The organism is Piscinibacter sp. PDB5-1, assembly GCF_056676035.1.
In genome coordinates this window covers 453,451-477,328 of the sequence record NZ_JBWVZL010000005.1, presented here as the reverse complement: position 1 = coordinate 477,328, position 23,878 = coordinate 453,451, and the positions used below count along the sequence as shown (strand labels likewise).

Annotated in this window: 17 protein-coding genes and 1 riboswitch; of the genes, 4 read left to right on the top strand and 13 right to left on the bottom strand. The window is 67.9% G+C overall.

Features of this window, described 5'->3' with window-relative positions; translation table 11 throughout:
• Window positions 1–53 precede the first annotated feature (53 nt).
• Window positions 54–1,493, top strand: a complete 1,440-nt coding sequence (locus AC1KAT_RS21065; protein ID WP_480329084.1) for an aminotransferase-like domain-containing protein — start codon at window positions 54–56, stop codon at window positions 1,491–1,493.
• Between the two features lie 90 nt (window positions 1,494–1,583).
• The gene (locus AC1KAT_RS21060; protein ID WP_480329082.1) at window positions 1,584–2,339 is read left to right on the top strand and encodes a hypothetical protein; all 756 of its coding nucleotides are present in this window, start codon (window positions 1,584–1,586) and stop codon (window positions 2,337–2,339) included.
• Window positions 2,340–2,375: 36 nt separating this feature from the next.
• On the opposite strand, the gene AC1KAT_RS21055 is transcribed toward AC1KAT_RS21060, so the two are convergent.
• From AC1KAT_RS21055 to AC1KAT_RS21015, 9 genes are all read right to left on the bottom strand, one after another.
• Window positions 2,376–2,993, bottom strand: a complete 618-nt coding sequence (locus AC1KAT_RS21055) for a hypothetical protein (protein WP_480329080.1) — start codon at window positions 2,991–2,993, stop codon at window positions 2,376–2,378.
• A complete protein-coding gene (locus AC1KAT_RS21050; RefSeq protein ID WP_480329078.1) occupies window positions 2,990–4,876 on the bottom strand; it encodes an ATP-binding cassette domain-containing protein in 1,887 nt (628 codons plus the stop codon). The genes AC1KAT_RS21055 and AC1KAT_RS21050 overlap by 4 nt, the downstream gene beginning before the upstream one ends.
• 244 nt (window positions 4,877–5,120) lie before the next feature.
• Window positions 5,121–6,074, bottom strand: coding sequence for a glutathione synthase (gene gshB / locus AC1KAT_RS21045; protein WP_480329076.1), 954 nt, complete (start codon window positions 6,072–6,074; stop codon window positions 5,121–5,123).
• 17 nt (window positions 6,075–6,091) lie between these two features.
• Window positions 6,092–7,276, bottom strand: coding sequence for a benzoate/H(+) symporter BenE family transporter (locus tag AC1KAT_RS21040; RefSeq protein WP_480329075.1), 1,185 nt, complete (start codon window positions 7,274–7,276; stop codon window positions 6,092–6,094).
• A gap of 30 nt (window positions 7,277–7,306) precedes the next feature.
• Complete coding sequence (locus AC1KAT_RS21035) at window positions 7,307–9,181, bottom strand: potassium transporter Kup (protein ID WP_480329073.1); 1,875 nt, start codon at window positions 9,179–9,181, stop codon at window positions 7,307–7,309.
• 261 nt (window positions 9,182–9,442) lie between these two features.
• Window positions 9,443–10,738, bottom strand: a complete 1,296-nt coding sequence (gene gshA, locus AC1KAT_RS21030; RefSeq protein ID WP_480329071.1) for a glutamate--cysteine ligase — start codon at window positions 10,736–10,738, stop codon at window positions 9,443–9,445.
• A 229-nt stretch (window positions 10,739–10,967) separates the two neighbouring features.
• Window positions 10,968–12,494, bottom strand: a complete 1,527-nt coding sequence (locus AC1KAT_RS21025; protein WP_480329069.1) for an ammonium transporter — start codon at window positions 12,492–12,494, stop codon at window positions 10,968–10,970.
• Window positions 12,495–12,519: 25 nt separating this feature from the next.
• Complete coding sequence (locus AC1KAT_RS21020) at window positions 12,520–12,858, bottom strand: P-II family nitrogen regulator (protein ID WP_480329067.1); 339 nt, start codon at window positions 12,856–12,858, stop codon at window positions 12,520–12,522.
• A 51-nt stretch (window positions 12,859–12,909) separates the two neighbouring features.
• Entirely contained in the window at window positions 12,910–13,593 is a 684-nt protein-coding gene (locus tag AC1KAT_RS21015; protein ID WP_480329065.1) for a TorF family putative porin, read from the bottom strand.
• Between the two features lie 308 nt (window positions 13,594–13,901).
• Between AC1KAT_RS21015 and AC1KAT_RS21010 the strand changes: the two genes are divergently transcribed.
• Window positions 13,902–15,440 carry a YifB family Mg chelatase-like AAA ATPase gene (locus tag AC1KAT_RS21010; RefSeq protein ID WP_480329063.1) on the top strand — a complete coding sequence of 513 codons (1,539 nt, stop codon included), beginning with the start codon at window positions 13,902–13,904 and terminating at the stop codon, window positions 15,438–15,440.
• A 36-nt stretch (window positions 15,441–15,476) separates the two neighbouring features.
• On the opposite strand, the gene AC1KAT_RS21005 is transcribed toward AC1KAT_RS21010, so the two are convergent.
• The 3 genes from AC1KAT_RS21005 to metH form a co-directional block, all read right to left on the bottom strand.
• Entirely contained in the window at window positions 15,477–17,018 is a 1,542-nt protein-coding gene (locus AC1KAT_RS21005) for a DUF1501 domain-containing protein (protein WP_480329061.1), read from the bottom strand.
• Between the two features lie 16 nt (window positions 17,019–17,034).
• A complete protein-coding gene (locus AC1KAT_RS21000) occupies window positions 17,035–18,852 on the bottom strand; it encodes a DUF1800 domain-containing protein (RefSeq protein WP_480329059.1) in 1,818 nt (605 codons plus the stop codon).
• Between the two features lie 291 nt (window positions 18,853–19,143).
• Window positions 19,144–21,972 carry a methionine synthase gene (metH, locus tag AC1KAT_RS20995; RefSeq protein WP_480329225.1) on the bottom strand — a complete coding sequence of 943 codons (2,829 nt, stop codon included), beginning with the start codon at window positions 21,970–21,972 and terminating at the stop codon, window positions 19,144–19,146.
• 5 nt (window positions 21,973–21,977) lie between these two features.
• Window positions 21,978–22,051, bottom strand: a riboswitch (S-adenosyl-L-homocysteine riboswitch).
• 142 nt (window positions 22,052–22,193) lie between these two features.
• Here metH and AC1KAT_RS20990 point away from each other — a divergent pair.
• Window positions 22,194–22,847: an OmpA family protein gene (locus AC1KAT_RS20990; RefSeq protein WP_480329057.1), complete on the top strand. Its 654-nt coding sequence runs from the start codon at window positions 22,194–22,196 to the stop codon at window positions 22,845–22,847.
• Here AC1KAT_RS20990 and AC1KAT_RS20985 read toward each other — a convergent pair.
• On the bottom strand, window positions 22,822–23,874 hold the full coding sequence (locus AC1KAT_RS20985) for a homocysteine S-methyltransferase family protein (RefSeq protein WP_480329055.1): 1,053 nt from the start codon (window positions 23,872–23,874) through the stop codon (window positions 22,822–22,824). The genes AC1KAT_RS20990 and AC1KAT_RS20985 overlap by 26 nt on opposite strands.
• Window positions 23,875–23,878: the final 4 nt, after the last annotated feature.

Below are 23,878 nucleotides of genomic sequence, written 5' to 3'. Positions count from 1 at the left end.
TGCAGCACACCACTCTCACTGTGCTGGCTTCGCCACCAGCACAGACGACGCCCATGGACGCCCTGCCCGTTCTGTCGCGCCATGCCGACGCGACGCTCACCGAACAACTCGCCGATCGTTTTGCCGAGCGCATCCGCCAACAACTGATGCTGCCCGGCACGCGGCTGCCCTCGGTGCGCGAATGCGCGCGGCGCCATGGCGTGAGCCCGCACACGGTGGTCGCCGCCTACGACCGCCTGCTCGCCGCCGGCCTGGTCGAAGCGCGCAAGCAGCGCGGCTTCTTCGTGCGCGGCAGCACGGCCCCGGCGTCCGTGGCCCGCCCCCCGACCGCGATGCGCCCACTGCCACCGGTCAGCGCGACCGCGCTCGCTCGCAACATGTTCCAGCCGGCCGGCGCGCGCGCCATGCCGGGCCTGGGCACGCTGCCGGTCGAATGGCTGGACCTGCCCATGCTCGCCAGCGCGCTGCGCCGTGTCACCAGCGGCGACCAGCTCGCGGCGCTGTCGCTGCAATATGGCGAGCCGGCCGGCGACCTGCGCCTGCGCCGCGCGCTCGGCCAGCGCCTGGCCGACCTGGGCATCAAGGCCGGGCCGGCGCAGATCGTCACCACGCTCGGCGCCACACAGGCGCTCGACGTCGTCACCCGCACGCTGCTGCGTGCCGGCGACACCGTGCTGGTCGATGAGCCCGGCTGGTCGGTCGAATTCGCCCGGCTCGCGGCGCTGGGCCTGCGCGTGCTGCCGGTGCCACGCGGCGCCGAGGGGCCCGACCTCGCGGTGATGCAGCGCCTGATCGACGCGCAAAAACCCGCCGAGCGCCCGCGCCTGTACGTGACCGTCTCGGTGCTGCACAACCCCACCAGCGCCTCGCTGTCGATGGGCCACGCGCATCGGCTCTTGCAGCTCGCGCAGGCCAACGACTTCGTGATCGCCGAAGACGACACCTACGCCCACCTCGCGCCGCCGCACCTGCCCCGCCTGTCGGCCCTCGACGGGCTGGAGCGCACGGTCTACATCTCGGGCTTCTCGAAGGTGCTGGTGCCGAACTGGCGCGTGGGCTACCTGGCCGCGTCACCCGCCTTGGCCGACCGCTTCATCGACACCAAGCTGCTCACCAGCCTCAGCACGCCGGGCCTCACCGAGCAGGCGCTCGCCCACTGCCTCGAACAGGGCCTGCTGCGCCGCCACGCCGAGCGCGTGGTGCAAAAGCTCGACGCTGCCCGCGCCCGCAGCGTGCGCCTGACCGAAGCGGCCGGCTGCCGCTTCGTCGCGCCGCCGCAAGGCCTGTTCGGCTGGGTCGATGTGGGGGTGGACACCGAGTGGCTCGCGCGCGACATGCTCGAAGACGGCTGGCTGCTCGCGCCCGGCTCGATCTTTCACGCCACACCCCGGCCGACCACGCTGATGCGCATCAACTTCGCCACCACGCAGGACGCGCGCTTCTGGACGGCCCTGCAGCGGGCCCGCGAGCGGCGAACTGGCGCTTCCGCATGAGCGTTCGCAAAACCCCATGGCCCCCAGGGCAGGGTTTGCCCCCGGACATTGGCGTCCTCTACAGTGTCAGATCGTGACAAATTCCCATTGATGTTCGAACCCACCATTCCCTTCGGCGAACCCGAGCTGATGCGGGTCAGCGCTTTCGAGCGCTACCTGCACGAGCCCGGCGGCCCCCGCGCGCTCGGCGTGGTGGCCGAAGGGCCGCACGCGTCGGCGCTGAGCCCCTCGCTGCTGGCCGACCTGGGCCGCTTCGAGCGCGGCGGGCAGTCGTCCGAGGTGCTCGAAGTGCTGGCCGCCTGCGTGCGTCACGCGCAAGAGGTCGTCATCCACCTGCAGATGGGCGAATCGGTCGTGCCGCTGACGGTGTTTGCGCGCGAACGCCTGGTGCACTGCCCGATCAGCCTGAACCACCTGCTCGAACAGCGCCCCACGCAGCTGCGCGTGCTGCACGTCGAGCCCGCGGTGCTGCGGCCGCCCGGCGATGCCGAGGCGTCGCTGGTGGGCGACGAGCACCACTACCACTCGCTGGGCCCGGTGCTGTGGGAACTGGCCTTGCGCGGCTCGCGCACGAGCCTGCTGCCCGAGATCGCCGGTCCTGTGGTCTACCGCGTGGCCGCCGGCTTGGATTTGGGCGTGCTGCGCGCCTCGGGCGTGCTCGCCGCGGCGGTGCAGAAGCTGCAGCGCAAGAGCAGCACGCTGCGCGAGATCGCCGACTGGCCGGGCTTCGACACCGAACGCGCGGCGCGCCTGCTCAACGCGCTGTACCTGCAGTCGGGGCTGATCTTGAGCCGCACGCACAAGGCGGCCATGGCCGATTCGTGGTTCGGCGCGCTGCGGTCTTGAGCTGACTTCAGCGCCGGCGGCCGGGAGCGGGCGCGCTCACGACACCCACCAGCTCACCGCGAGAAACGGCGCTGCCGCATCGGGCAGACGCACCAGGATGTCGCCCCGGCCGCACATCGGCCCGCAGCGGTCGCCGAAGTAGCGGACGTGCACATGCGGCACCAGTCGGCCGCTGCGGGTATCGCGCACGGCTGCTTGTCCGTGGTCCAGCGCCCTGATGAGCAGGTAGCGCACATCGGCGCTCAACGGCCCCCTGACGGTCTGACAGCCCTTTTCATCGGGCGGAGCGGTCGCCACATCGAGCAGGGCCTTCGCCTGGTTGCCGTGGATCAGGGCCATGCGCCCGGCCTCACGTTCGGCCTTGTTCAAGCGAATCGTGTCCCAGTCGGCGGCCGGCCTGGCCTTGACCAGCGCCTCCAGATCTCGCCTCCCCAGCAGCACCTCGACCTCGGCGCTGTCTGTCGCCACGGCGATGCAGGGCACGGGTGCAGCGGCAAGCTGCCTCACCGCGAATGTCTTGTCGACGGTGATGCCGGCCTCGGGCCGGGGCGACTGGGCCAAGGCGCCCAGGGCGCTGAACAAGAGAGAAGCGATGACGACACTCCTTCGCATGCAATCCCAGCTCAGTGCCGTCGAGGCAGCGCCCTGGCTCATTTCGAGCCCAGTTCTTCCCAGCGCTCCATCGCGGCGAGCAACTCGCCGTCGAGGTCGGCGTAACGCTTCTGCGCCTGGGCCAGGAGCTTCGCGTCGCCCATGTAGATCTCGGTGCCGGCCAGTTGCTCGCTCAACTGCTTTTGTTCGGCTTCGAGCGCTTCGATGCGCGCGGGCAGGCCGTCGAGTTCGCGCTGCTCTTTGTAGCTGAGCTTGGCGCGCTTGGCCGGCGCGGGGGCCGCCGGTGCCGAAGCCGCAGCAGGGGCCGGCGCCGCAGCCGCCGGTTTGGCCTTGTCGCGCAGGCTCAGGGCGCGGGCGCGCTGGGTCTTCCAGTCTTCGTAGCCGCCTTCGTACTCGCGCCACAGGCCAGGCGATTCGTCGCCTTCCCACGCGATGGTGCTGGTGACCACGTTGTCGAGGAAGCGCCGGTCGTGGCTGACCAAGAACACCGTGCCCGCGTACGACTGCAGCAGTTCTTCGAGCAGTTCGAGCGTGTCGATGTCGAGGTCGTTGGTCGGCTCGTCGAGCACCAGCACGTTGGCCGGCAGCGCGAACAGGCGCGCCAGCAGCAGGCGGTTGCGCTCGCCGCCGCTGAGCGTGCGCACGGGCGAGTTCGCGCGTTCGGGTGAGAACAAGAAGTCGTTCAGGTAGCTCATGACGTGCTTGCGCTGGCCATTGAACTCGACCCATTCGCTGCCGGGGCTGATGGTGTCGGCCAGCGTCGCTTCGAGGTTGAGCGTGCTGCGCATCTGGTCGAAGTAGGCGACTTCGAGCCGCGCGCCCTGGCACACCGTGCCGCTGTCGGGCTGCAATTCACCGAGGATGAGCTTGAGCAGCGTGGTCTTGCCCGCGCCGTTGGGGCCGATCAGGCCGACCTTGTCGCCGCGCAGCACGGTGGCGCTGAAATCCTTGACGATGACCTTGTCGCCAAAGCGCAGCGACACGTCTTTCAACTCGCCCACGATCTTGCCGCTGGGCACGCCCGAGTCCACTTCGAGTCGCACCTGGCCGAGCGAGTCGCGCCGTTTCTGGCGCTGGTCGCGCAGCACCTTCAGCCGCTCGATGCGCGCCACGCTGCGGGTGCGTCGGGCTTCGACGCCCTTGCGGATCCACACCTCTTCTTGCGCGAGCAGCTTGTCGGCGCGCGCATTGGCCAGAGCTTCAGACGCGAGCTGTTCTTCTTTCGTGCGCTCGTAGGCGCTGAAGTTGCCGGGGTAGCTGCGGATCAGGCCGCGGTCCAACTCGATGATGCGGGTGCAGACGTTGTCGAGGAAGGCGCGGTCGTGGGTGATCAGCATCACGCTGCCCTTGAAGCCGCGCAGCAGTTCTTCGAGCCAGGCGATGGAGTCGAGGTCGAGGTGGTTGGTCGGCTCGTCGAGCAGCAGCACCTCGGGCACGGCGACCAGCGCCTGCGCGAGCGCCACGCGCTTTTTCATGCCGCCCGAGAGTTCACCGACGACACGCGCGCCGTCGAGGTGCAGTTGCGCGAGCGTGGTGTCCACGCGCTGCTCCCAGGTCCACGCGTCGAGGGCTTCGATGCGCGTCTGCAGCGCGTCGAGGTCGCAGCCTTCGGCGTGCTCTTCGTACTGCTGGCGCACGCGCTTGGCCTCGGCCACGCCTTCGCTGACCACGTCGAACACGGTGGCCGCGGCATCGAAGATCGGCTCTTGCGGCACGTAGCAGATGCGCACGCCCTGGGTCATCTGCAAGAGGCCGTCGTCGGGCTTCTCGATGCCCGCGATGATCTTCAGCAGAGACGATTTGCCCGCACCGTTGCGGCCGATGAGGCCCAGGCGCTCGCCGGCTTCGAGCGAGAACGCGGCGTTGTCGAGCAGGGCGACGTGGCCGAAAGCCAGGTGGGCATTGGAAAGCGAGAGGACGGCCATGGCATGCCCGGAGGCGATTGAAGAACGAAGCGGCGGATTATCCGGGTGGCGTTTCGGTGGGGGTGTGCTGAAAGGTGGGTCGGCGGTGTGGGGTGGTCTTTTTCACCGCCAAGGCGCAAAGAACGCCAAGGGGTTTCAGAAGGTGTTGCCTCGGAGCCCCCGCGCCTCTTCCTTCTTTCTTGGCGACCTTTGCGTTCTTTGCGCCTTGGCGGTGAAAACACTTGGCCCCAGCTCCGCTGCCGCCTCACCCCGCGAGCTTTGCCTCCAGCGCATCGATGAAGCGCTCGGCCACGTCGAAGCCGGTCTGCTGCGTGATCTCTTGGAAGCAGGTCGGGCTGGTGACGTTGATCTCGGTGAGGCAGTCGCCGATCACGTCGAGCCCCACCAGCAGCAGGCCGCGCGCGGCGAGCACGGGCCCCAGCGCTTCGGCGATCTCGCGGTCGCGCGCCGTGAGCGGCTGCGCCACGCCCTTGCCGCCGGCGGCGAGGTTGCCGCGGATCTCGCTGCCCTGCGGGATGCGCGCCAGCGCAAACGGCACCGGTTCGCCGTCGATCACCAGCACGCGCTTGTCGCCCTGGGCGATGGCGGGCAGGTAGCGCTGCACCATCAGCGTCTGCGCGCCGCCCTGGTTCAGCGTCTCGGTGATGCTGCCGAGGTTCAGGCCATCGGGCCCGACACGGAAGATGCCCATGCCGCCCATGCCGTCGAGTGGCTTCAGGATGATGTCCTTGTGCTCGGCGTGGAAGCGCTTCACCTCGGCCTCGCTGCGCGTCACCAGCGTCGGTGCGATGAACTGCGGAAATTCGAGGATCGCCAGCTTCTCGGGGTGGTCGCGCAGCGCGGCCGGTCGGTTGAACACGCGCGCCCCTTCGCGCTCGGCCTGGCCGAGCAGGTGCGTGGCGTAGAAGTACTCGGGGTCGAAGGGCGGGTCCTTTCGCATCACGACCGCATCGACATCGGCCAGCGCCACGGGGTGGTCGCCATGGGCCTTGGCGAGGTACCAGTTGACCGCGTCGCCGGTGAGGGTGACCTGCCACAGCCAGGCGCTGACACGGCCGCCGCGTGTCCACACCAGGTCTTTGGGCTCGCAGGCCAGCAGCGTGTGCCCGCGCGAGGCGGCCTCGCGCATCATCGCGAAGGTCGAGTCTTTGTGGGTGTTGAACCCGTCGAGAGGGTCGGCGACGAACAGCAGCTTCATGGCAATCCGATGGGTCATCAGGGCAAGGCGGGCCGCCACTTTTGCACAAACAGCGCGACCGCGCCGGCCACCACGCCCCAGAAGGCCGAGCCGATGCCCCACAGGCTCAGCCCGCTGAGCGTGACGAGAAAGGTGATGAGCGCGGCTTCGCGGTGCGACTCGTCCTTCAAGGCACCGGCCAGGCCGCCGCCGATGCTGCCCAGCAAGGCCAGGCCCGCGATGGCCGCGACCAGCTCGCGCGGAAAGGCCACCAGCAGCCCCGCCACCGCCGCGCCGAAGCAACCGATCACCAGGTAGATCGCCCCGCAGGCCACGGCCGCGGCGTAGCGGCGTGCCGGGTCTTCGTGGGCCTCGCGGCCCATGCAGATCATCGCGGTGATGGCCGAGAGGTTGAGCGCGAAGCCGCCGAAGGGCGCGAGCACCAGCGTGGCCACGCCGCTCAGCGTGATCAGGCGCGAGACCGGCAGGTCGTAGCCGGCGGTGCGGATGGCGGCGACGCCGGGCAGGTTTTGCGAGGCCATGGTCACTACGAACAGCGGCAGCGCGAGGCTCACGAGCGCCGAGCCCGTGAAGACCGGCGCGGTGAACACCGGCCAGGTCAGCGACCACGACACCGCCTGCAGCTGCAACTGCCCCGCCAGCGCGACCCAGGCCACGCCGAGCGCCAGCACGCCGGGCACCGCGAAGCGTGGCCAGAAGCGCCGCCCCACGAGGTAGGCCGCGAACATCGCCAGCACCAGGCCCAGGGCCGATTGCGCGGCGACGAAGGCATCGAGCCCAAAGCGCGCCAGCACGCCGGCCAGCAGCGCGTTGGCCATGGGCATGGGGATGCGGTCCATCACGCGTTCGAACCAGCCGGTCGCGCCGACCAGGACCACCAGCGCCGCCGACACCAGGAAGGCACCGACCGCCTCGGGCATGCCGAAGGCCCCGCCCGCGCCGGCCGTGGCGAGCACCGCCGCACCGGGCGTGGACCACGCGATCATCACCGGCTTGCGCCACCACAGCGAGGGGCCGATGCTGCACACGGCCATGCCCACGCCGAGCGCCCACATCCACGAGCTGACCTGCGCGGTGTCGGCCCCGAGCGCCACGGCCGCCTGGAAGACGATGGCGATCGAGCTGGTGAAGCCCACCAGCACCGCGATGAACCCCGCCGTGACGGTGGAGACGGAGCTGTCGCGCAGCAGCGAGCGGGTCATCGCGCGATCAAACGCTGAACAGCGCCGCGATCAGATCTCGAGCTTCGAACCCAGCTCGACCACGCGGTTGGTCGGCAGGCTCAGGAAGTCGGCCGCCGCGGCCGCGTTGCGGTGCATGCTGGCGAAGAGCTTCTCGCGCCACGGTGTCATGCCGCCGCCGATGGTGGGCACGACGATGTCGCGCGACAGGAAGTAGGAGGTCTCCATGTCGTCGAGCTGGCAACCCTGGCCGCGCAGCAGCAGCAGCGCCTCGGGCACGTCGGGCTCGTTCTTGAAGCCGAAGTGCAGCGTGACCTGCCAGCAGTTGTTGCCCAGGGGCTCCATCTCGCAGCGCCGGTCGAAGCTGATCCACGGCACCTCGTGGTGACGCACGGTGACGAAGAGGTTGGTGTCGTGCAGCACCTTGTTGTGCTTCAGGTTGTGCAGCAAGGCGTTGGGCGTGATGCCCTGGTCACTGACGAGAAACACGGCCGTGCCGGTGACGCGCGTGGGCGGGTTCACGAACACGGCTTCGAGGAAGCTCTTCAGGTCGATGGAGTCTTCGCGCAGCCGCGCGTACATCAGCTCGCGGCCCTGCTTCCAGGTCATCAGCAGCAGGAACATCACGCCGCCGATCACGAGCGGGAACCAGCCGCCGTCGATCACCTTCACGATGTTGGCGGCGAAGAAGACGAAATCGACCAGGAAGAAGAAGCCGGTGGCCGCGATGCACAGCGCCCAGGGGTACTTCCAACCGTAGCGGATGACGAAGAAGGTCATCGTCGTGGTGATCAGCATGTCGATCGTCACCGCGATGCCGTAGGCCGAGGCGAGCTTGCTGCTGCTGCCGAACAGCACGACCGCGAAGACGATACAGACGTACAGGCCCCAGTTCACGAAGGGCACGTAGATCTGGCCGGTGTCTTTCACCGAGGTGTGCAGGATGCGCAGTCGCGGCAGGTAGCCGAGCTGGATGGCCTGCTTGGTGACCGAGAAGGCCGCGGTGATGAGCGCCTGCGAGGCGATCACGGTGGCGCAGGTCGCCATGGCGATCAGCGGGTACAGCGCCCACTTGGGCGCCATCTCGTAGAACGGGTTGCTCGCGTTTTCGGGGTGGGCGAGCAGCATCGCGCCCTGGCCGAAGTAATTGATCAGCAGCGCCGGCATCACCAGCGCAAACCACGCGATGCGGATCGGCCGCTTGCCGAAGTGCCCCATGTCGGCGTACAGCGCCTCGGCCCCGGTGACGCACAGCACCACCGCGCCGAGCGCCACGAAGGCCACGCCGGGGTGCGCCAGCATGAAGCCGATCGCGTAGTGCGGGCTGAGCGCGAGCACCACGCGCGGGTCGTCACCGATGTGCATCAGCCCCAGCACCGCCATCACGATGAACCACAGCGCCGTCACCGGCCCAAAGAACTTGCCCATGCTCGCCGTGCCATGGCGCTGCACGACGAACAGCAGCGTCAGCACCACCAGCGTCACCGGCACGATGTAGCGGTGCAGGCCGGGTGCGGCGACCTCGATGCCCTCGACCGCCGACAGCACCGAGATGGCCGGCGTGATGACGCCGTCGCCGAAGAAGATCGCGGTGCCGAAGATGCCCAGCACCAGCAGCCACGAGCGCAGCCGGGGGCGGTCCTTCACGGCCTGCGACGCGAGCGCCAGCATGGCAATCAAGCCACCTTCGCCGTTGTTGTCGGCCCGCAGGATGAGCCCGACGTACTTGAGGGAGACCACCACGGTGATGGTCCAGAACATCAGCGACAGCACGCCGAGGATGTTGTCGGGCGTGAGTGGCACCCGCCCATGCGCGAAGACCTCCTTCATCGCATACAGCGGGCTGGTGCCGATGTCACCATAAACGACGCCGATGGCGCCAAGCGTGAGGGCCGCAAGGCCGGAGCTGGGTCGAGGCTGGGTCACGATCCACCGCGGCCCACGGGAGGGGGCGGCTCAGGAGACGGAAGGGTGCACATTGTGCGCCGAGGCCCGCACGCCACCGGCCTTGACAGGGTGATGTTGCGGCGCGGCAACTTCAGATTTGCGCGGCAATGCCACAGGGGCGCCCACCCCACGCCGGCGGGAAGGGATGGGGGTGAGGGCTCGCGCCCGCGCAGAACCGCCGGCTGAATCAATCTTCTGCCGACAACCTCGCCCCGCCCCTCTCCGCAGGGGTGAGGTGGCCTACTCGTAGATTTCGGCGTCCGGGTCCGTCGCTTCCAGCTCGTAGCTCGCCGCCAGCATCGCCAGGCGCGCGATCACGCCGTACATGTAGAAGCGGTTCGGCGCGCTGGCGCCCGGCTTCGCGCCGGGGCGCGGCAGCTGGTTGGTCTCGGCGAAGGCCAGCGGCACGAAGCTCGCCCCCGGGGAGTTGAGGTTCTCGTCGATGCCGCGCTCGGCGTTGACCCGGTAGAAGCCGCCGACCACGTAGCGGTCGATCATGTAGACCACCGGCTCGGCGACCGCGTCGTTCATGCGCTCGTAGGTCGGCACGCCTTCTTGCAGGATGACCTCGCTGACCTCCTGGCCGTCCTTGATGACGCTCATCTTGTTGCGCGAGCGGCGGTTCAGATCGCCCAGTTCCTTCGGGTCGCGCACGGTCATGATGCCCATGCCGTAGGTGCCCGCGTCGGCCTTGACGATGATGAACGGCTTCTCTTGGATGCCGTATTCCTTGTACTTGCGCTTGACCTTGGCCAGCAGCGCCTCGGCGTTGCTCATCAGGCAGTCGGCGCCGGTGCCGTCGGTGAAGTTGACTTCGCCGCAGCGGGCGAACAGCGGGTTGATGAGCCACGGGTCCATGCCCAGCAGCTTGGCGAACTTCTTCGCCACCTCTTCATAGGCCTGGAAGTGGTTGGTCTTGCGGCGCACCGCCCAGCCCGCGTGCAGCGGCGGCAGAAGGTACTGCTCGTGCAGGTTTTCGAGGATGGGCGGGATGCCCGCCGACAGGTCGTTGTTGAGCAGGATCGTGCAGGGGTCGAAGTCTTTCAGCCCCAGGCGGCCCCGCGTGCGCACCAGCGGCTCGACCGTGAGCGAGCTGCCGTCGGGCAGGTCGATCTGCGTGGGCGCCTTGATGGTGTCGTCGAGCGTGCCCAGGCGCACGTTCAGGCCGGCCTGGTGAAAGATCTGCTTCAGCCGCGCGACGTTGGCCAGGTAGAAGGTGTTGCGCGTGTGCTTCTCGGGGATCAGCAGCAGGTTCTTCGCTTCGGGGCAGATCTTCTCGATCGCCGCCATCGCCGCCTGCACGGCCAGCGGCAGCATCTCTTGCGTGAGGTTGTTGAAGCCGCCGGGGAAGAGGTTGGTGTCGACGGGCGCGAGCTTGAAGCCGGCGTTGCGCACGTCCACCGAGGTGTAGAACGGCGGCGTGTGCTCCATCCATTCGAGGCGGAACCAGCGCTCGATGGCGGGCAGCGATTCGAGGATGCGCTGCTCCAGTTCGTTGATCGGGCCGGTGAGCGCGGTGATGAGGTGAGGAACCATGGACGGGGCCCGAGGCGTGGGAGAGGTGGACGAATTCTAGGCAAGTGGGGGTGTGTCGGCTGGGCACAACCCCGATCACCCGCCCCCCACGCCGCCAGCGCCCCCAGCGCGAGAAAAAGCCGCCGGCCATGAAAAAAGGCCACCTTGCGGTGGCCTTGCTCTTGAGGACCGGGCGACACCCCTTGCGCCACCCGGTCCTCAATCACTCTTGCATCAAGGTCTGATCACGTCACTTGTGATAAGCCGTTTCGCCGTGCGAGGTGATGTCGAGGCCTTCGCGCTCTTCCTCTTCGGGCACACGCAGGCCGATGACGAGGTCGACCACCTTGAAGGCGATCACCGAGACGACGCCCGACCACACGACGGTCAGCAGCACGCCCTTCAGCTGGATCCACACCTGCGCGCCGATCGAGGCCGAACCGACGGTCGCCGTGACCCAGTCGGTCACGAGGCCCGGGCCGCCCAGGGATTGCGTGTTGAACACGCCGGTCAGCAGGGCACCGACGATGCCGCCGACGCCGTGCACGCCGAACACGTCGAGCGAGTCATCGGCACCGAGCAGCTTCTTCAGGCCGTTCACACCCCACAGGCAGGCGAAGCCGGCGATGAAACCGATCACCAGGGCGCCCATCAGGCCGACGTTGCCGGCGGCCGGGGTGATGGCGACGAGGCCGGCGACGGCACCCGAGGCAGCACCCAGCATCGAGGCCTTGCCCTTGAGCAGCGCTTCACCCAGGCACCAGGCCAGCACGGCCGCCGAGGTGGCCGAGAAGGTGTTCATGAAGGCCAGCACGGCGCTGTTGCCAGCTTCGAGGGCCGAGCCCGCGTTGAAGCCGAACCAGCCCACCCACAGCATCGAGGCACCGACCATCGTCAGCGTCAGCGAGTGCGGCGTGAACGCCTCTTTGCCGTAGCCGATGCGCTTGCCCACCATGTAGGCACCCACGAGGCCGGCGACGGCCGCGTTGATGTGCACCACGGTACCGCCCGCGAAGTCGAGCGCGCCCCATTGCCAGATCAGGCCTGCCTTGCTGGTCATCTCGTCGACGACGCCGGCAGCCGAGTAGGCGTCCGGGCCCATCCAGAACCAGACCATGTGGGCGATCGGCGCGTAGCTGAACGTGAACCACAGCACCATGAACAGCAGCACGGCCGAGAACTTGATGCGCTCGGCGAAGGCGCCCACGATCAGGCAGCAGGTGATGCCGGCGAACGTGGCCTGGAAGGCAACGAACAGCAGCTCAGGGATGTAGACACCCTTGCTGAAGGTCGCGGCCATCGAGAAGGCGCCGGTGGCCGGGTCGAACACGCCCTTCAGGAACAGCCGGTCGAGCCCGCCGATGAAGGCATTGCCCTCGGTGAACGCGAGGCTGTAGCCATAGATGACCCACAGCACGACGATCAGCGAGAACGTCACCATCACCTGCATCAGCACCGACAGCATGTTCTTGCTGCGCACGAGGCCGCCGTAGAACAGCGCGAGGCCGGGCACGGTCATCAGGATCACGAGCAACGTGGCGACGATGATCCACGCCACGTCGCCCTTGTTGGCCACGGGAGCGGCTGCAGCCGGAGCGGCTGCAGCGGCCGAAGCCGCTTCAACAGCCGGGGTGGCGGCGGCCGAGGCCGCCTCGGCGGGCGCCGCCGCCATCGAAGCCGCAGCGGCCGGGGCCGACGCGGCGTCTTGCGCGAGCACCGCGCCGCTGAAGCCCAGGGCTGCGAGCCCCAAGGCCAGGGTAGCAATCAGTTTCTTCATGGTTGTCTCTCTGTATGGCGCGTCGTCAGAGCGCGTCCTTGCCGGTTTCACCCGTGCGAATGCGCACGACCTGTTCCAGCGGCGACACGAAGATCTTGCCGTCGCCGATCTTGCCGGTGCGTGCAGCACCTTCGATGGCTTCGATGACGCGGTCCACGATGCCGTCGTCTACGGCCGCTTCGATCTTCACCTTGGGCAGGAAATCGACCACGTACTCGGCACCCCGGTACAGCTCGGTATGCCCCTTCTGGCGACCGAAGCCTTTCACCTCGGTCACCGTGATGCCTTGAACGCCGATGGCGCTGAGGGCTTCACGCACTTCATCAAGCTTGAACGGCTTGACGATGGCAGTCACCATCTTCATAACAACACTCCTGTTGAGAACTCGGAAACGATCTGCGGCCAGGCCGCCAGATCACATGGATTTGGTGATCGTGAGGATCAGGCGCGCCTTGTTGATGTCGCCGTAGGTGTCTTTCTTGTTGGCGCCGACCACGTGGGCACCGCCCGAGAAGCCCGAGCCCAGGTCGTAGGTCGCGCCGAGCTTGTAGTCGAAGTAGTTGACGGCGCCGGCGTTGCGGGCGTCGCTCGAGAACTTGGTCGCGCCGATGTGGGCGTTCAAGGTCAGGCCCTTCGTGATCTCGTGGTTGGCGCTCAGGTCGAAGTACAGGGTGCCGTCGGCGTCGGGCACACCGAAGTACTCGTCGCTCACCGTGTACGACAGCTTCGCCGTCGCCGGGCCGAAGCTCAGGCCACCGTAGATCTCGGTGGTGTTGTATTCACCGGCCTTGACCTTCTGCGGGTAGTAGTAGTGCAGCGCGCCGACGTCGAAGCCCAGGCCTTTGGCGATCTCGCCCTTGTAGCCGCCGTAGAAATCCATCTCGATGCCGGCGTCGGTGGCGCCGATGCTCGAGTTCCAGTTGCCGACGTAGAACCCGCCCATGGCGTAATCAAAGCCACCTTGCACTGCAGGCTTGTTGGACGTCTGGTCTTGACCCCGGTACTTGTAGTTGGTGGTCACGCTGAAATTCGTGGCGACCTGGGCAGAAGCCGCAACGGCAATCAGGCTGAGCGACACACCAACGAGCAGGTTCTTCATTCAAATCTCCATGAGATGAGGGTGGACAAGAGGCGGGGGCACTTTTGCAGCTTTTGTGCCATCTACTTTTTGGGGCATGACCGCCCCGACTTCGCCCACCAGCCCTCCACCGCCCGCAATTTGGCACCATGTTTGTGCCTTTTTCGGGCAAGACCACGTGCGCGCACTCTCTTGGTGAGGTGCTGCCGCCTCGCCTTCCCCTGTCAGGGTGCACCCCTGCGGGAGGTCCACGCCGCTGTTCTGGCTTTGAGAATCCGCCGCCGAGCGCGTGGCGACCCGACCGCGCGCCGAACCGGATGGAGTCCCCGATGTCCCTCGCCGTTGTGCACTCGCGTTCGCTCGACGGCCTGAACGCACCCGCCGTCACCGTCGAAGTCGATCTGGCCAACGGCCTGCCCAGCTTCACGATCGTCGGCCTGGCGGACACCGAGGTGAAAGAAGCCCGCGAGCGGGTACGCGCCGCGCTGGTCAACAGCGGCTTGTCGTTTCCGTACGCGAAGCGCATCACCGTCAACCTCGCCCCGGCCGATCTGCCCAAGGAAAGCGGGCGCTTCGATTTGCCGATCGCGCTGGGCATCCTGGCCGCCAGCGAGCAGATCGACGCGGCGCGTCTCGACGCACACGAGTTCGGGGGCGAGTTGTCCCTAGCCGGTGACCTGCGCCCCGTGCGCGGCGCGCTCGCCATGGCGATGGGCCTTCGCCGCCACGCCCTCGCGCAGCCCGAGACGCCCGTGCGTGCGCTCGTGCTGCCCCAGGCCAGCGCCGAAGAGGCGGCCCGCGTGCCAGGGCTGAGCATCCACGGCGCCGCGCACCTGCTCGACGTGGTGCAGGCGCTGCTGCCGGGCGAAGCGGCACGTCCGCTGCCCCGGGTGCACTTCAGCGCGTTGCCGCCCACCTGTTCGCCGGCCGCGCCGGACCTGCGGGAGGTCAAAGGCCAGAGCGGCGCCAAGCGCGCGCTCGAAGTGGCCGCTGCCGGGGGGCACAGCCTCTTGATGGTCGGGCCGCCCGGCACCGGCAAGTCGATGCTGGCGCGCCGCCTGCCCGGGCTGATGCCACCCCTCAACGAGAACCAGGCGCTCGAGTCGGCCGCGGTGATGAGCCTGGTCGGCGTCTTCGAGCCCAGCCGTTGGATGGAGCGCCCCTACCGGGCGCCGCATGCCACCGCATCGGCGGTCGCGCTCGTGGGCGGCGGGTCGCCGCCTCGGCCGGGCGAGATCTCGCTGGCGCACGAAGGCACGCTGTTTCTCGACGAGCTGCCCGAGTTCAGCCGCGCCAGCCTTGAATCGCTGCGCGACCCGATGGAGACCGGCCACATCGTCATTTCGCGCGCGGCGCGGCAGGCGCGCTTTCCGGCGCGCTTTCAGCTCGTGGCGGCGATGAACCCCTGCCCTTGTGGGCACCACGGCAACCCCTTGCGGGCCTGCCGCTGTTCACCCGATGTGATCGCGCGCTATCAGGCGCGGCTGAGCGGCCCGCTGCTCGACCGCATCGACCTGCAGGTCGAGGTGCCGGCGGTGCCGCCCGAAACCTTGTCGGCCGCACCCGAAGGTGACAGCTCGGCGCAGGTCGCGCAGCGCGTCACGCAGGCCCAGGCCGTGCAATTCGGGCGGCAGGCCAGTCTGAACGCCGCGCTGTCGGGCCAGGCGCTCGACACGCACTGCGCGCTCGACGCCGCCGGCATGAAGTTTCTGCAGACGACAGCGGCCCGCCTGGGCTGGTCGGCACGCAGCTTTCACCGGGTGCTGCGCATTGCACGCACGGTGGCCGACCTCGCGGGCAGCGCGCGCATCGAGACACCGCACCTGGCCGAGGCCATTCAGTACCGGCGTGTGTTGACCACCGCTTGAAGCGGCCGGCCAGGCTGCACGGGGAGGCCGCGTGGCTCAGGTCATGAAGCCGAGGTTGCGTGTGCTGAAGTTCGACAGGTTAGGAAAGACGTCGAGGCACTGCGTCGGGCTCAGCCCGAACCAGGTGCCCAGCGTCGCGCCGAGCTGATCGACCGAGGTGGTCGGGATCAACGCGCCGTTGCCGATCTGGTCGGGGCTGCTGTCAAAGTTGTTGTTGTTCGCGTTCTTCGCGCCGAGCACGGGGAAGCTGCCGTACAGGTCGCCGCCGCGCACTGCACCGCCCATCACGAAGTGGTGCGCGCCCCAGCCGTGGTCGGTGCCGTCGCCATTGCTCGTGAAGGTGCGGCCGAAATCCGACGCGGTGAACAGCGTCACCGCGTTGCGCTGGCCGATGTTGCCGAGCGTCTGGTCGAAATACGCCAGCGCGTGCGACACGCGCGCCATCAGGTCGGCGTGGTTGCGGTTCTGCGCGTCGTGCGTGTCGAAGCCGCCGATGCTGACGAAGAACACCTGCCGCTGCGTGCCGATGGTCGGGGCCGCCTGCACCATGCGAGCCACCGTCTGCAGCTGCTGCGCCAGGCCGTTGTAGGCCGCCACGCCCGTCACCGGGTGCGTGTAGCGAAGCTTGGGGTCGTTGCTCGGGTTGTAGCCGCCACTGGCCGGGGCCGTGCCGAAGAGCGGGCTCTCGGGCGCCGTGAGCGCCGAGCGCAAGGTCACCTCGGCGTCGATCGAGCGGCGGTTGATGGCCGCGATGTCCGCCTCGAAGGCGTGGCCGCCGCGCCCGTTGCGCACGACGTCGGCCATGGCCTGCCCGACGGCCGCCGAACCGAAGATGCGGTTGGTGCTGTCCGTCACCCCCATGCGCACCGCGCCGCTGGTGCCCACCTGGTACTGGCGCACCGACTGCCCCGACAGCCACACGGCATTGCCCGAGGTCGAGATCGACGTGAACACCACGTTGGTGTTCATCGAGGCCAGGTAGTCGCCCATGCGCCCGCCCCAGCCCTGCGTCGCACCTTCGGCGCGGAAAGACTGCCAGTGGTTGCTCTGGTCGTTGTGCGAGAAGAGGTTGGGCGGCCGCCGGTGCGTGGCCAGGCTGTATTGCGCCTTCGTCGTCGGCATGACGAGCGGACCCGTGTTCGGCAAGATCGCCAGGCGCTTGTCGGTGTTGAACAGCGCCTGTGCCGCCGCCATCGACGGGTGCAGCGCGAAGGTGCGACCCTGTGCATTGGTCGGCACGATCGGCAGCACGCCGCCCAGGCCAGCCGGCGAGCCGGCCGCTGCCGCGGCGTCGGCCGGCGTGCCCGGGGCCAGCAGCGCGATTGAATCGGGCGCCTGGTTGCGCACGGCGGTGTAGTTGGCGAACGAGGGGGCATCCGTCGGCAGCACCATGTTCAACGAGTCGTTGCCGCCGAACATGAACAGGCACACGATGGCCTTGTAGTCGCCGGCGGTTTGCGCGGCCGCCGAGCCCATCGCGGCGAGGTTGAGGGCCAGAGGACCGCCAACCGCGCCCAGAGAAGACAGCGCCCCGGCTTGCTGAAGAAACAGGCGTCGTGATGCGTTGAGTTTTTTCATGATCAAAGGCCCCTGGTCACTTCTGGACCTGGAATTCAGGCGACACGACCGTCAGGAAGATCGCAGCACTCACGCGGTTGCGCTTGGCGGCGTTGACCTGCGTCTGCGTCACGCTGCCGCCCAGCGTCGGAATGGCGATCGCGCTCACCGCGTTGGTGATGAGGGTCCTCAGCGACGACGGCATGGTCCCGTACATCAGGCGTGCGTTCATCAACTCCACCAGCTCGGCCGGCCGCTCGGCCACCGCCATCTCTGCGGTGAAGTCGGGCTGGATGTCGCGCCGGTTGAAGGGCGCCGGGTTGGTCTGCCCCAGGCCGGCGCTGACCACTTCACGCATCGAGTTCACATACCCCGCAGCGGCCGACTCGTGGGCGATCTGCAGTTCGGGGGCGACAAGGTTCAGGCTTGCGGCGTTCGACCCCGGCGGCACATAGCCCGGCCGGTAGAAGTTGAAGACGCTCGGTGAGCGCAGCGCCGTCTGGGCGAACAGCCGGCCCGGATCGTCGGTGTTGCCGACCTTGTAATGCCCCGAGTCCGACGTGAAGCGGAAGGCCCGCAACACGGCCGACAGCTTCAGCAGCGGCTCGCGCACCTTGCCACCGGTGTTGGTGATCGTGCGTGCCTCGCTGTGCAGCAGGATGGCCTTGACCACGGCCTTCATGTCGCCGCCGGTGTCGGTGAACACCTGGGCCACATCGCGCACATAGGTCGGGCTCGGGTTGCTGGTGACCAGGCGCTGGATCAACTGCTTGCTGATGAAGGGGGCCGTGTTGGGGTGCGTGGCCAGCCGGTCGAGCGCCGCGCGCAGGCTGGCGGCCGGGTTCGGCGCAGGTGCGCGCTCGGTGCCCTGCGCCGGCACAGTGACGCCGAGGAACTGCTTTTCTTCGATCGCGTGGAACTGCGGGTAGGCAATCATCGGCTTGAAGGTGCGGTCGGGGTCCGACTGGCCATTCGTCGTGCCGTTGCTGAAGCACGGGCTCGACGTCAGCGTCGGCGCCACCGGGCAGGCCCAGCTCCACCCGGTGAACACCTTCGCCAGGCCGGCGATGTCTGCGGCCGTGTAGGTCTCGACCGGCTGCCCGCCCACCAGACGGCGCGTGCCGTCGGGGTTCAGCTCGTACAGGCCGATGCTGAAGAGCTGCATCACTTCGCGCGCGTAGTTCTCGTCGGGCACGCGGCCGGTGCGCGTGTCGGCCTTGCGGTTGCCGAGCATCGTGAGGTAGCGGCCCATCATCGGGTGCAAGGTCACGGCTTCGAGCAGCGAGCGGTAGTCGGTCAGGCCCGTGGTGGCCAGCATGTCGTAGTAGGCCGCCGCTGCGCGCGGGTTGTCGCCCACCGCTGGCTCTTGCATCGAGATGACGAAGATTTCGGACAGCGCGAAAGCCACGCGCTGGCGCAGTTGGTCATCACCGATGACCGCCGAGCGCCAGAACGAATGGGTGAAGCCGTCTTGCCCGGCGCTCGAGGTGGCATTGGCCGCCTTGGCCGCCGCGTCGAGCGAGTCCCACATCGCGCGGTGCGAGGTGACCGGCTTGATCCACTGGTCGTCGATCCACTGGCTGTAGCCGATGTCGAGCACGCGCTGCACCGATGCATCGCTCGGCCCGAAGCTCGCCTGGGTCAGGAACCGCGCCGCGGCCGCGCGCGAAGCCGGCACGTCCGAGCCGGTGGGCGCGGGGTAGCTGGCTTCCTGCTCGCGCCCGTCGCTGGCGGTCGTTGCCTCTTGCTTGCCGCCGCCGCAGGCGACGAGCATCGCGAGCGCCGCCGCACCGATCACACAGCGCACGGTGCGCTGCCTGCTGGCCCCGTGGGGCGTCTTGTCTTGCTGTCTCACTGGATCGTCCCTCTGGCTTTTTTCGATCGGATACAGACCGCGTATCGACCGGGGTCACGCACGCGGCGTACCAAGCACAAGGGATGAATTGTTCAGGCCTGCAACGACCCTGAGAACGTCAAAAATCGGCAGTTTGGCGGCCGCTTACCGCGTGTCGCATCTGAAACAGCGCCGTGTTTTCGCCACCTTGCAAGCGGATGCGTCGCACGTAAGAACTTGCAGCGCGCCCACGCCTGCACCGCGCGGCCCCCACCCTGGCACGCCTTCGACGCGCGCGCCGCAGCGATCAACTCACAACAGCGACGCGAGTGCGCGCTTCACCGCGCCTTCGTCCTGGCCGGTGCGCTGGGCCCAGTCGTGCAGCTGGTCGTCGCCGATCTTGCCGACGTTGAAGTAAGTGGCGTCGGGGTGGGCGATGTAGAAGCCGCTCACGCTGGCCGCTGGCGTCATGGCCCAGCTCTCGGTCAGGTGCATGCCGATCTCGTCGGCCTGCAGCACGCGGAACATGTCGCCCTTGACCGTGTGGTCGGGGCAGGCCGGGTAGCCCGGCGCAGGGCGGATGCCCTTGTACTTCTCGGCGATCAACTCGTCGTTGCTCAAGGCCTCGTCGGTGGCGTAACCCCAGAAGTCGGTGCGCACGCGCTGGTGCATGCGCTCGGCGAAGGCTTCGGCCAGCCGGTCGGCCAGGGCCTTCAGCATGATGGCGCTGTAGTCGTCGTGGTCGTCGAGGAACTGCTTCTCTTTCTTCTCGGTGCCGATGCCGGCCGTCACCGCGAAGAGGCCGATGTGGTCGGCCACGCCCGAGCCCTTGGGCGCGATGAAGTCGGCCAGGCAGCGGTTCGGCCGGGCCACGCCATCGACCACCGGCCGCACTGTCTGCATGCGCAGGCCGCGCCAGGTCATCAGCACCTCGCTGCGGGTCTCGTCGGTGTAGATCTCGATGTCGTCGTCGCCCACCGTGTTGGCCGGGAAGAGCCCGATCACACCATTGGCCGTCAGCCAGCGGCCCTTGATCAGGCGCGCCAGCATCGCCGTGCCGTCGCCGTAGACGCGACGCGCCGACTCGCCGACGACCTCGTCGGTGAGGATGGCCGGGTACGGGCCGGCCAGGTCCCAGGTCTGGAAGAACGGCGCCCAGTCGATGCACTGCGCGAGTTCGCCCAGGTCGTAGTTCTTGAACACGCGCCGGCCGATGAACTTCGGCGTCGTCGCCCCGTACGAGGCCCAGTCGATCTTGGTCTTGTTCGCGCGCGCCTGCGCCAGCGTGACCAGCGGCGTCGCCTTCTTGTTGGCGTGCTGTTCGCGCACCTTGTCGTAGTCGCTCTTCAGTTCGGCAATGTAGGCAGCGGCCTTCTCGTCGCTGAGCAGGTCGCTGCACACGCTGACGCTGCGGCTCGCGTCGGGCACGTAGACCACCGGGCCTTCGTAGTTGGGCGAAATCTTCACCGCGGTGTGCACGCGGCTGGTGGTCGCGCCGCCAATCAGCAGCGGCGTCTTGCGCGAGCGGAAGTGCTCGTCGCGCTGCATCTCAGACGCCACGTGCTGCATTTCTTCGAGGCTCGGCGTGATGAGCCCTGACAGACCGATGATGTCGGCGCCCTCTTCCTTCGCCTTGGCGAGGATGTCCTGGCACGGGACCATCACACCCATGTTCACGACTTCGAAGTTATTGCACTGGAGCACGACGGTCACGATGTTCTTGCCGATGTCGTGCACGTCGCCCTTCACGGTGGCGATGACGATCTTGCCCTTGGGTTTGGCCTCGCCGCCGCCTTCGATCAAGAGGCGCTTTTCTTCCTCGATGTAGGGCAGCAGGTGGGCCACGGCCTGCTTCATCACGCGGGCGCTCTTGACCACCTGCGGCAAGAACATCTTGCCCTGGCCGAACAGGTCGCCGACGACGTTCATGCCGTCCATCAGCGGGCCTTCGATCACGTGCAGCGGGCGGCCGCCGCGGGCCTTGATCTCTTGGTAGACCTCTTCGGTGTCTTCGGTGATGAACTCGTTGATGCCGTGCACCAGCGCGTGGCTCAAGCGCTCGGCCACCGGCTTGGCGCGCCAGGCGTACTTGGCGCTGTCGTCCTTGGCCGCGCCCTTGGCCGTTTCGGCGATTTCGATCAGGCGTTCGCTCGGCGTGAGGTGCGGCTCGCCTTCCTTGTAGACCGGCTGGCGGTTCAGCACGACGTCTTCGACGCGCTCGCGCAGCACCGGGTCGAGGTTGTCGTACACGCCCATCATCCCGGCGTTGACGATGCCCATGTCCATGCCCGCTTGAATGGCGTGGTACAGGAAGACCGTGTGGATGGCCTCGCGCATCGGGTCGTTGCCGCGGAAGCTGAAGCTCACGTTCGACACGCCGCCGCTGACCTTGGCGCCGGGCAGGTTCTGCTTGATCCAGCGCGTGGCGTTGATGAAATCGACCGCGTAGTTGTCGTGCTCTTCGATGCCAGTCGCGATGGCGAAGATGTTCGGGTCGAAGACGATGTCTTCCGGCGGAAAGCCGACCTCATCGACCAGGATGCGGTACGCGCGCTCGCAGATCTCGATCTTGCGCGCGAAGGTGTCGGCCTGACCCTTCTCGTCGAAGGCCATCACCACGGCGGCGGCACCGTAGCGGCGCACGAGCTTGGCCTGGCGCTTGAACTCCTCGACGCCCTCTTTCATCGAGATCGAGTTGACGATGCCCTTGCCCTGGATGCACTTGAGGCCGGCCTCGATGACGTCCCACTTCGAGCTGTCCACCATGATCGGCACGCGCGAGATCTCGGGCTCGCTGGCGATCAGGTTCAAGAAGCGCACCATCGACGCCTTGGCGTCGAGCATGGCCTCGTCCATGTTGATGTCGATGACCTGGGCGCCGTTTTCGACCTGCTGGCGCGCGACGCTCAGGGCCTCTTCGAACTGGCCGTTCAGGATCATCCGCGCGAAGGCCTTCGAGCCCGTGACGTTGGTGCGCTCGCCGATGTTGACGAAGAGCGAGCCCTCGCCGATGACGACCGGCTCCAGCCCCGACAGCTTCATCGGCGGGACGGCGGGTGTTTCAGGCGTGGCTTGGGTGGCGGTCATGGCAGGGCTCAAGGCATGAACCGCGGTGCTCACCCGCGGCGCATGCGTGGGAATTCATGCGGGGGCGAGCGTGGTTGCGAGCTTCCAAGCCTGGCGGGTCGGTGGGGCACCCGTCGCAACGCTCCTTGGAGGTGGGCGATTTTATGCAAGCTCGTGTTGCAGCGGCAGCCCCTGTTGGCACCCTGGTTACAAAGCCAGGGCCAAACTGCACGTTCGCCCGATGGACGACCGCTGGCAACGCGGTCCAATCGGGGCCTTCACCGGAACGCTTCACGATGACACGCCGACTGCTTCTCACCACCGTGGCCGCCGCCGCCCTGCTGGCCGCCTGCGGCACCCCGAAGACCGTGGTCGTGCCCACGCCCAGGAACGACAGCGTCGCACCCGGCTCGGCTGCCGGGCCGGCCTATGGCGCCAAGCCGCCCGCCAGCACGGGCTGGACCGCGCAGATGCAGACCAGCTACGACCGCCTCAACCAGGCCTTGCGCGGCAGCGGCGTCACGGTGGCCAAGACCAACGACGAACGCATCTGGCTGACCCTGCCGGGCGACATGGCCTTCGAAGCCAACCGTTCGGCGCTGAAACCCGCCGCACGCTCGGCGCTTGACCAGGTGGTGGTGGCGTTGCGGGGCTTCGGTGCGGCGCAGTTCCGTGTGGTCGGCCACACCGACAGCAAGGGCTCGCCAGCGGCCAACGACACCTTGTCGCTCGACCGCGCGGGCGCCACGCGCGATTGGCTGGTGGCACGCGGCCTGTCGCCGGTGAGTTTTGCGGTGGCCGGGCGCGGGGCACGCGACCCGATTGCCGACAACGGCGACGAGGCCGGCCGCTCGAAGAACCGGCGCGTCGAGATCTTGATCAGCGACCGCGGCGCGAACGTCTCGCGCAGCAGCGCCGCCGCCGTCAAGCCGCCGACAACAGTTCGCTGAACATGCCGCCGTGCGTGCAGCGCGGCTTGTACTTGCCCACGCGCTTGGCGATCTCGGCGATGTGGTCGGGCGTGGTGCCGCAGCAACCGCCGGCAATGTTCAAAAAACCGGCTTGCGCGAACTCTTCGACCAGCGCGCCCGTGATGGCCGGCGTCTCGTCGAAGCCGGTGTCGCTCATCGGGTTGGGCAGGCCGGCGTTCGGGTAGCAGCTGATGAAGGTGTCGCCTGCCACGCGCGACAACTCTTCGACGTACGGCCGCATCAGCGTCGCGCCCAGCGCGCAGTTGAGGCCGATGGCGATCGGCTTGGCGTGGCGCACGCTGTGCCAGAAGGCGGTGACGGTCTGGCCCGAGAGGATGCGCCCCGAGGCGTCGGTCACGGTGCCCGAAATGATGACGGGCAGGCGCTCGCCGGTGTTTTCCATCAGCTCATCCAACGCAAAGATCGCCGCCTTGGCGTTCAGCGTGTCGAAGATGGTTTCGACGAGAAAGAGGTCGGCCCCGCCTTCGAGCAAGCCCTCGGCCTGCTCGTAGTAGGCTGCCTTCAGCTGGTCGAAGTTGATGTTGCGCGCCGCCGGGTCGTTCACATCCGGGCTGATGCTGGCGGTCTTGGGTGTCGGGCCCAGGGCGCCGGCCGCGAAGCGCGGCTTGTCGGGGGTGCTGTACTTGTCGCAGGCGGCGCGCGCCAGGCGTGCGCCTTCGACGTTCATCTCGCGCGCGACCTCGGCCAGGTCGTAGTCGTCTTGCGCGACGGTGGTCGCCCCGAAGGTGTTGGTCTCGATGATGTCGGCGCCGGCCGCGAGGTACTGCTCGTGGATCTCGCTGATGACGTCGGGCCGCGTGAAGATCAGCAGCTCGTTGTTGCCCTTCAGGTCCTTGGGGTGGTCCTTGAAGCGCTCACCGCGGTAGTCGGCCTCGCCCAGCTTGTAGCGCTGGATCATCGTGCCCATCGCGCCATCGAGGATGACGATGCGCTGTTGCAGGATGCCCGGCAGGGCGGCGGCTCGGGTGTAGCGGGGCGTGCTCATCCGA

Coding starts and splice junctions, on each gene's coding strand:
- gshB (WP_480329076.1), bottom strand. CDS start 6,074: ATGAAGCTGCTGTTCGTCGCCGACCCTCTCGACGGGTTCAACACCCAC.
- AC1KAT_RS21005 (WP_480329061.1), bottom strand. CDS start 17,018: ATGAAAAAACTCAACGCATCACGACGCCTGTTTCTTCAGCAAGCCGGG.
- AC1KAT_RS21055 (WP_480329080.1), bottom strand. CDS start 2,993: ATGAGCCAGGGCGCTGCCTCGACGGCACTGAGCTGGGATTGCATGCGA.
- AC1KAT_RS20985 (WP_480329055.1), bottom strand. CDS start 23,874: ATGAGCACGCCCCGCTACACCCGAGCCGCCGCCCTGCCGGGCATCCTG.
- gshA (WP_480329071.1), bottom strand. CDS start 10,738: ATGGTTCCTCACCTCATCACCGCGCTCACCGGCCCGATCAACGAACTG.
- AC1KAT_RS21065 (WP_480329084.1), top strand. CDS start 54: ATGGACGCCCTGCCCGTTCTGTCGCGCCATGCCGACGCGACGCTCACC.
- AC1KAT_RS21025 (WP_480329069.1), bottom strand. CDS start 12,494: ATGAAGAAACTGATTGCTACCCTGGCCTTGGGGCTCGCAGCCCTGGGC.
- AC1KAT_RS21060 (WP_480329082.1), top strand. CDS start 1,584: ATGTTCGAACCCACCATTCCCTTCGGCGAACCCGAGCTGATGCGGGTC.
- AC1KAT_RS20990 (WP_480329057.1), top strand. CDS start 22,194: ATGACACGCCGACTGCTTCTCACCACCGTGGCCGCCGCCGCCCTGCTG.
- AC1KAT_RS21050 (WP_480329078.1), bottom strand. CDS start 4,876: ATGGCCGTCCTCTCGCTTTCCAATGCCCACCTGGCTTTCGGCCACGTC.
- AC1KAT_RS21015 (WP_480329065.1), bottom strand. CDS start 13,593: ATGAAGAACCTGCTCGTTGGTGTGTCGCTCAGCCTGATTGCCGTTGCG.
- AC1KAT_RS21040 (WP_480329075.1), bottom strand. CDS start 7,276: ATGACCCGCTCGCTGCTGCGCGACAGCTCCGTCTCCACCGTCACGGCG.
- AC1KAT_RS21010 (WP_480329063.1), top strand. CDS start 13,902: ATGTCCCTCGCCGTTGTGCACTCGCGTTCGCTCGACGGCCTGAACGCA.
- AC1KAT_RS21020 (WP_480329067.1), bottom strand. CDS start 12,858: ATGAAGATGGTGACTGCCATCGTCAAGCCGTTCAAGCTTGATGAAGTG.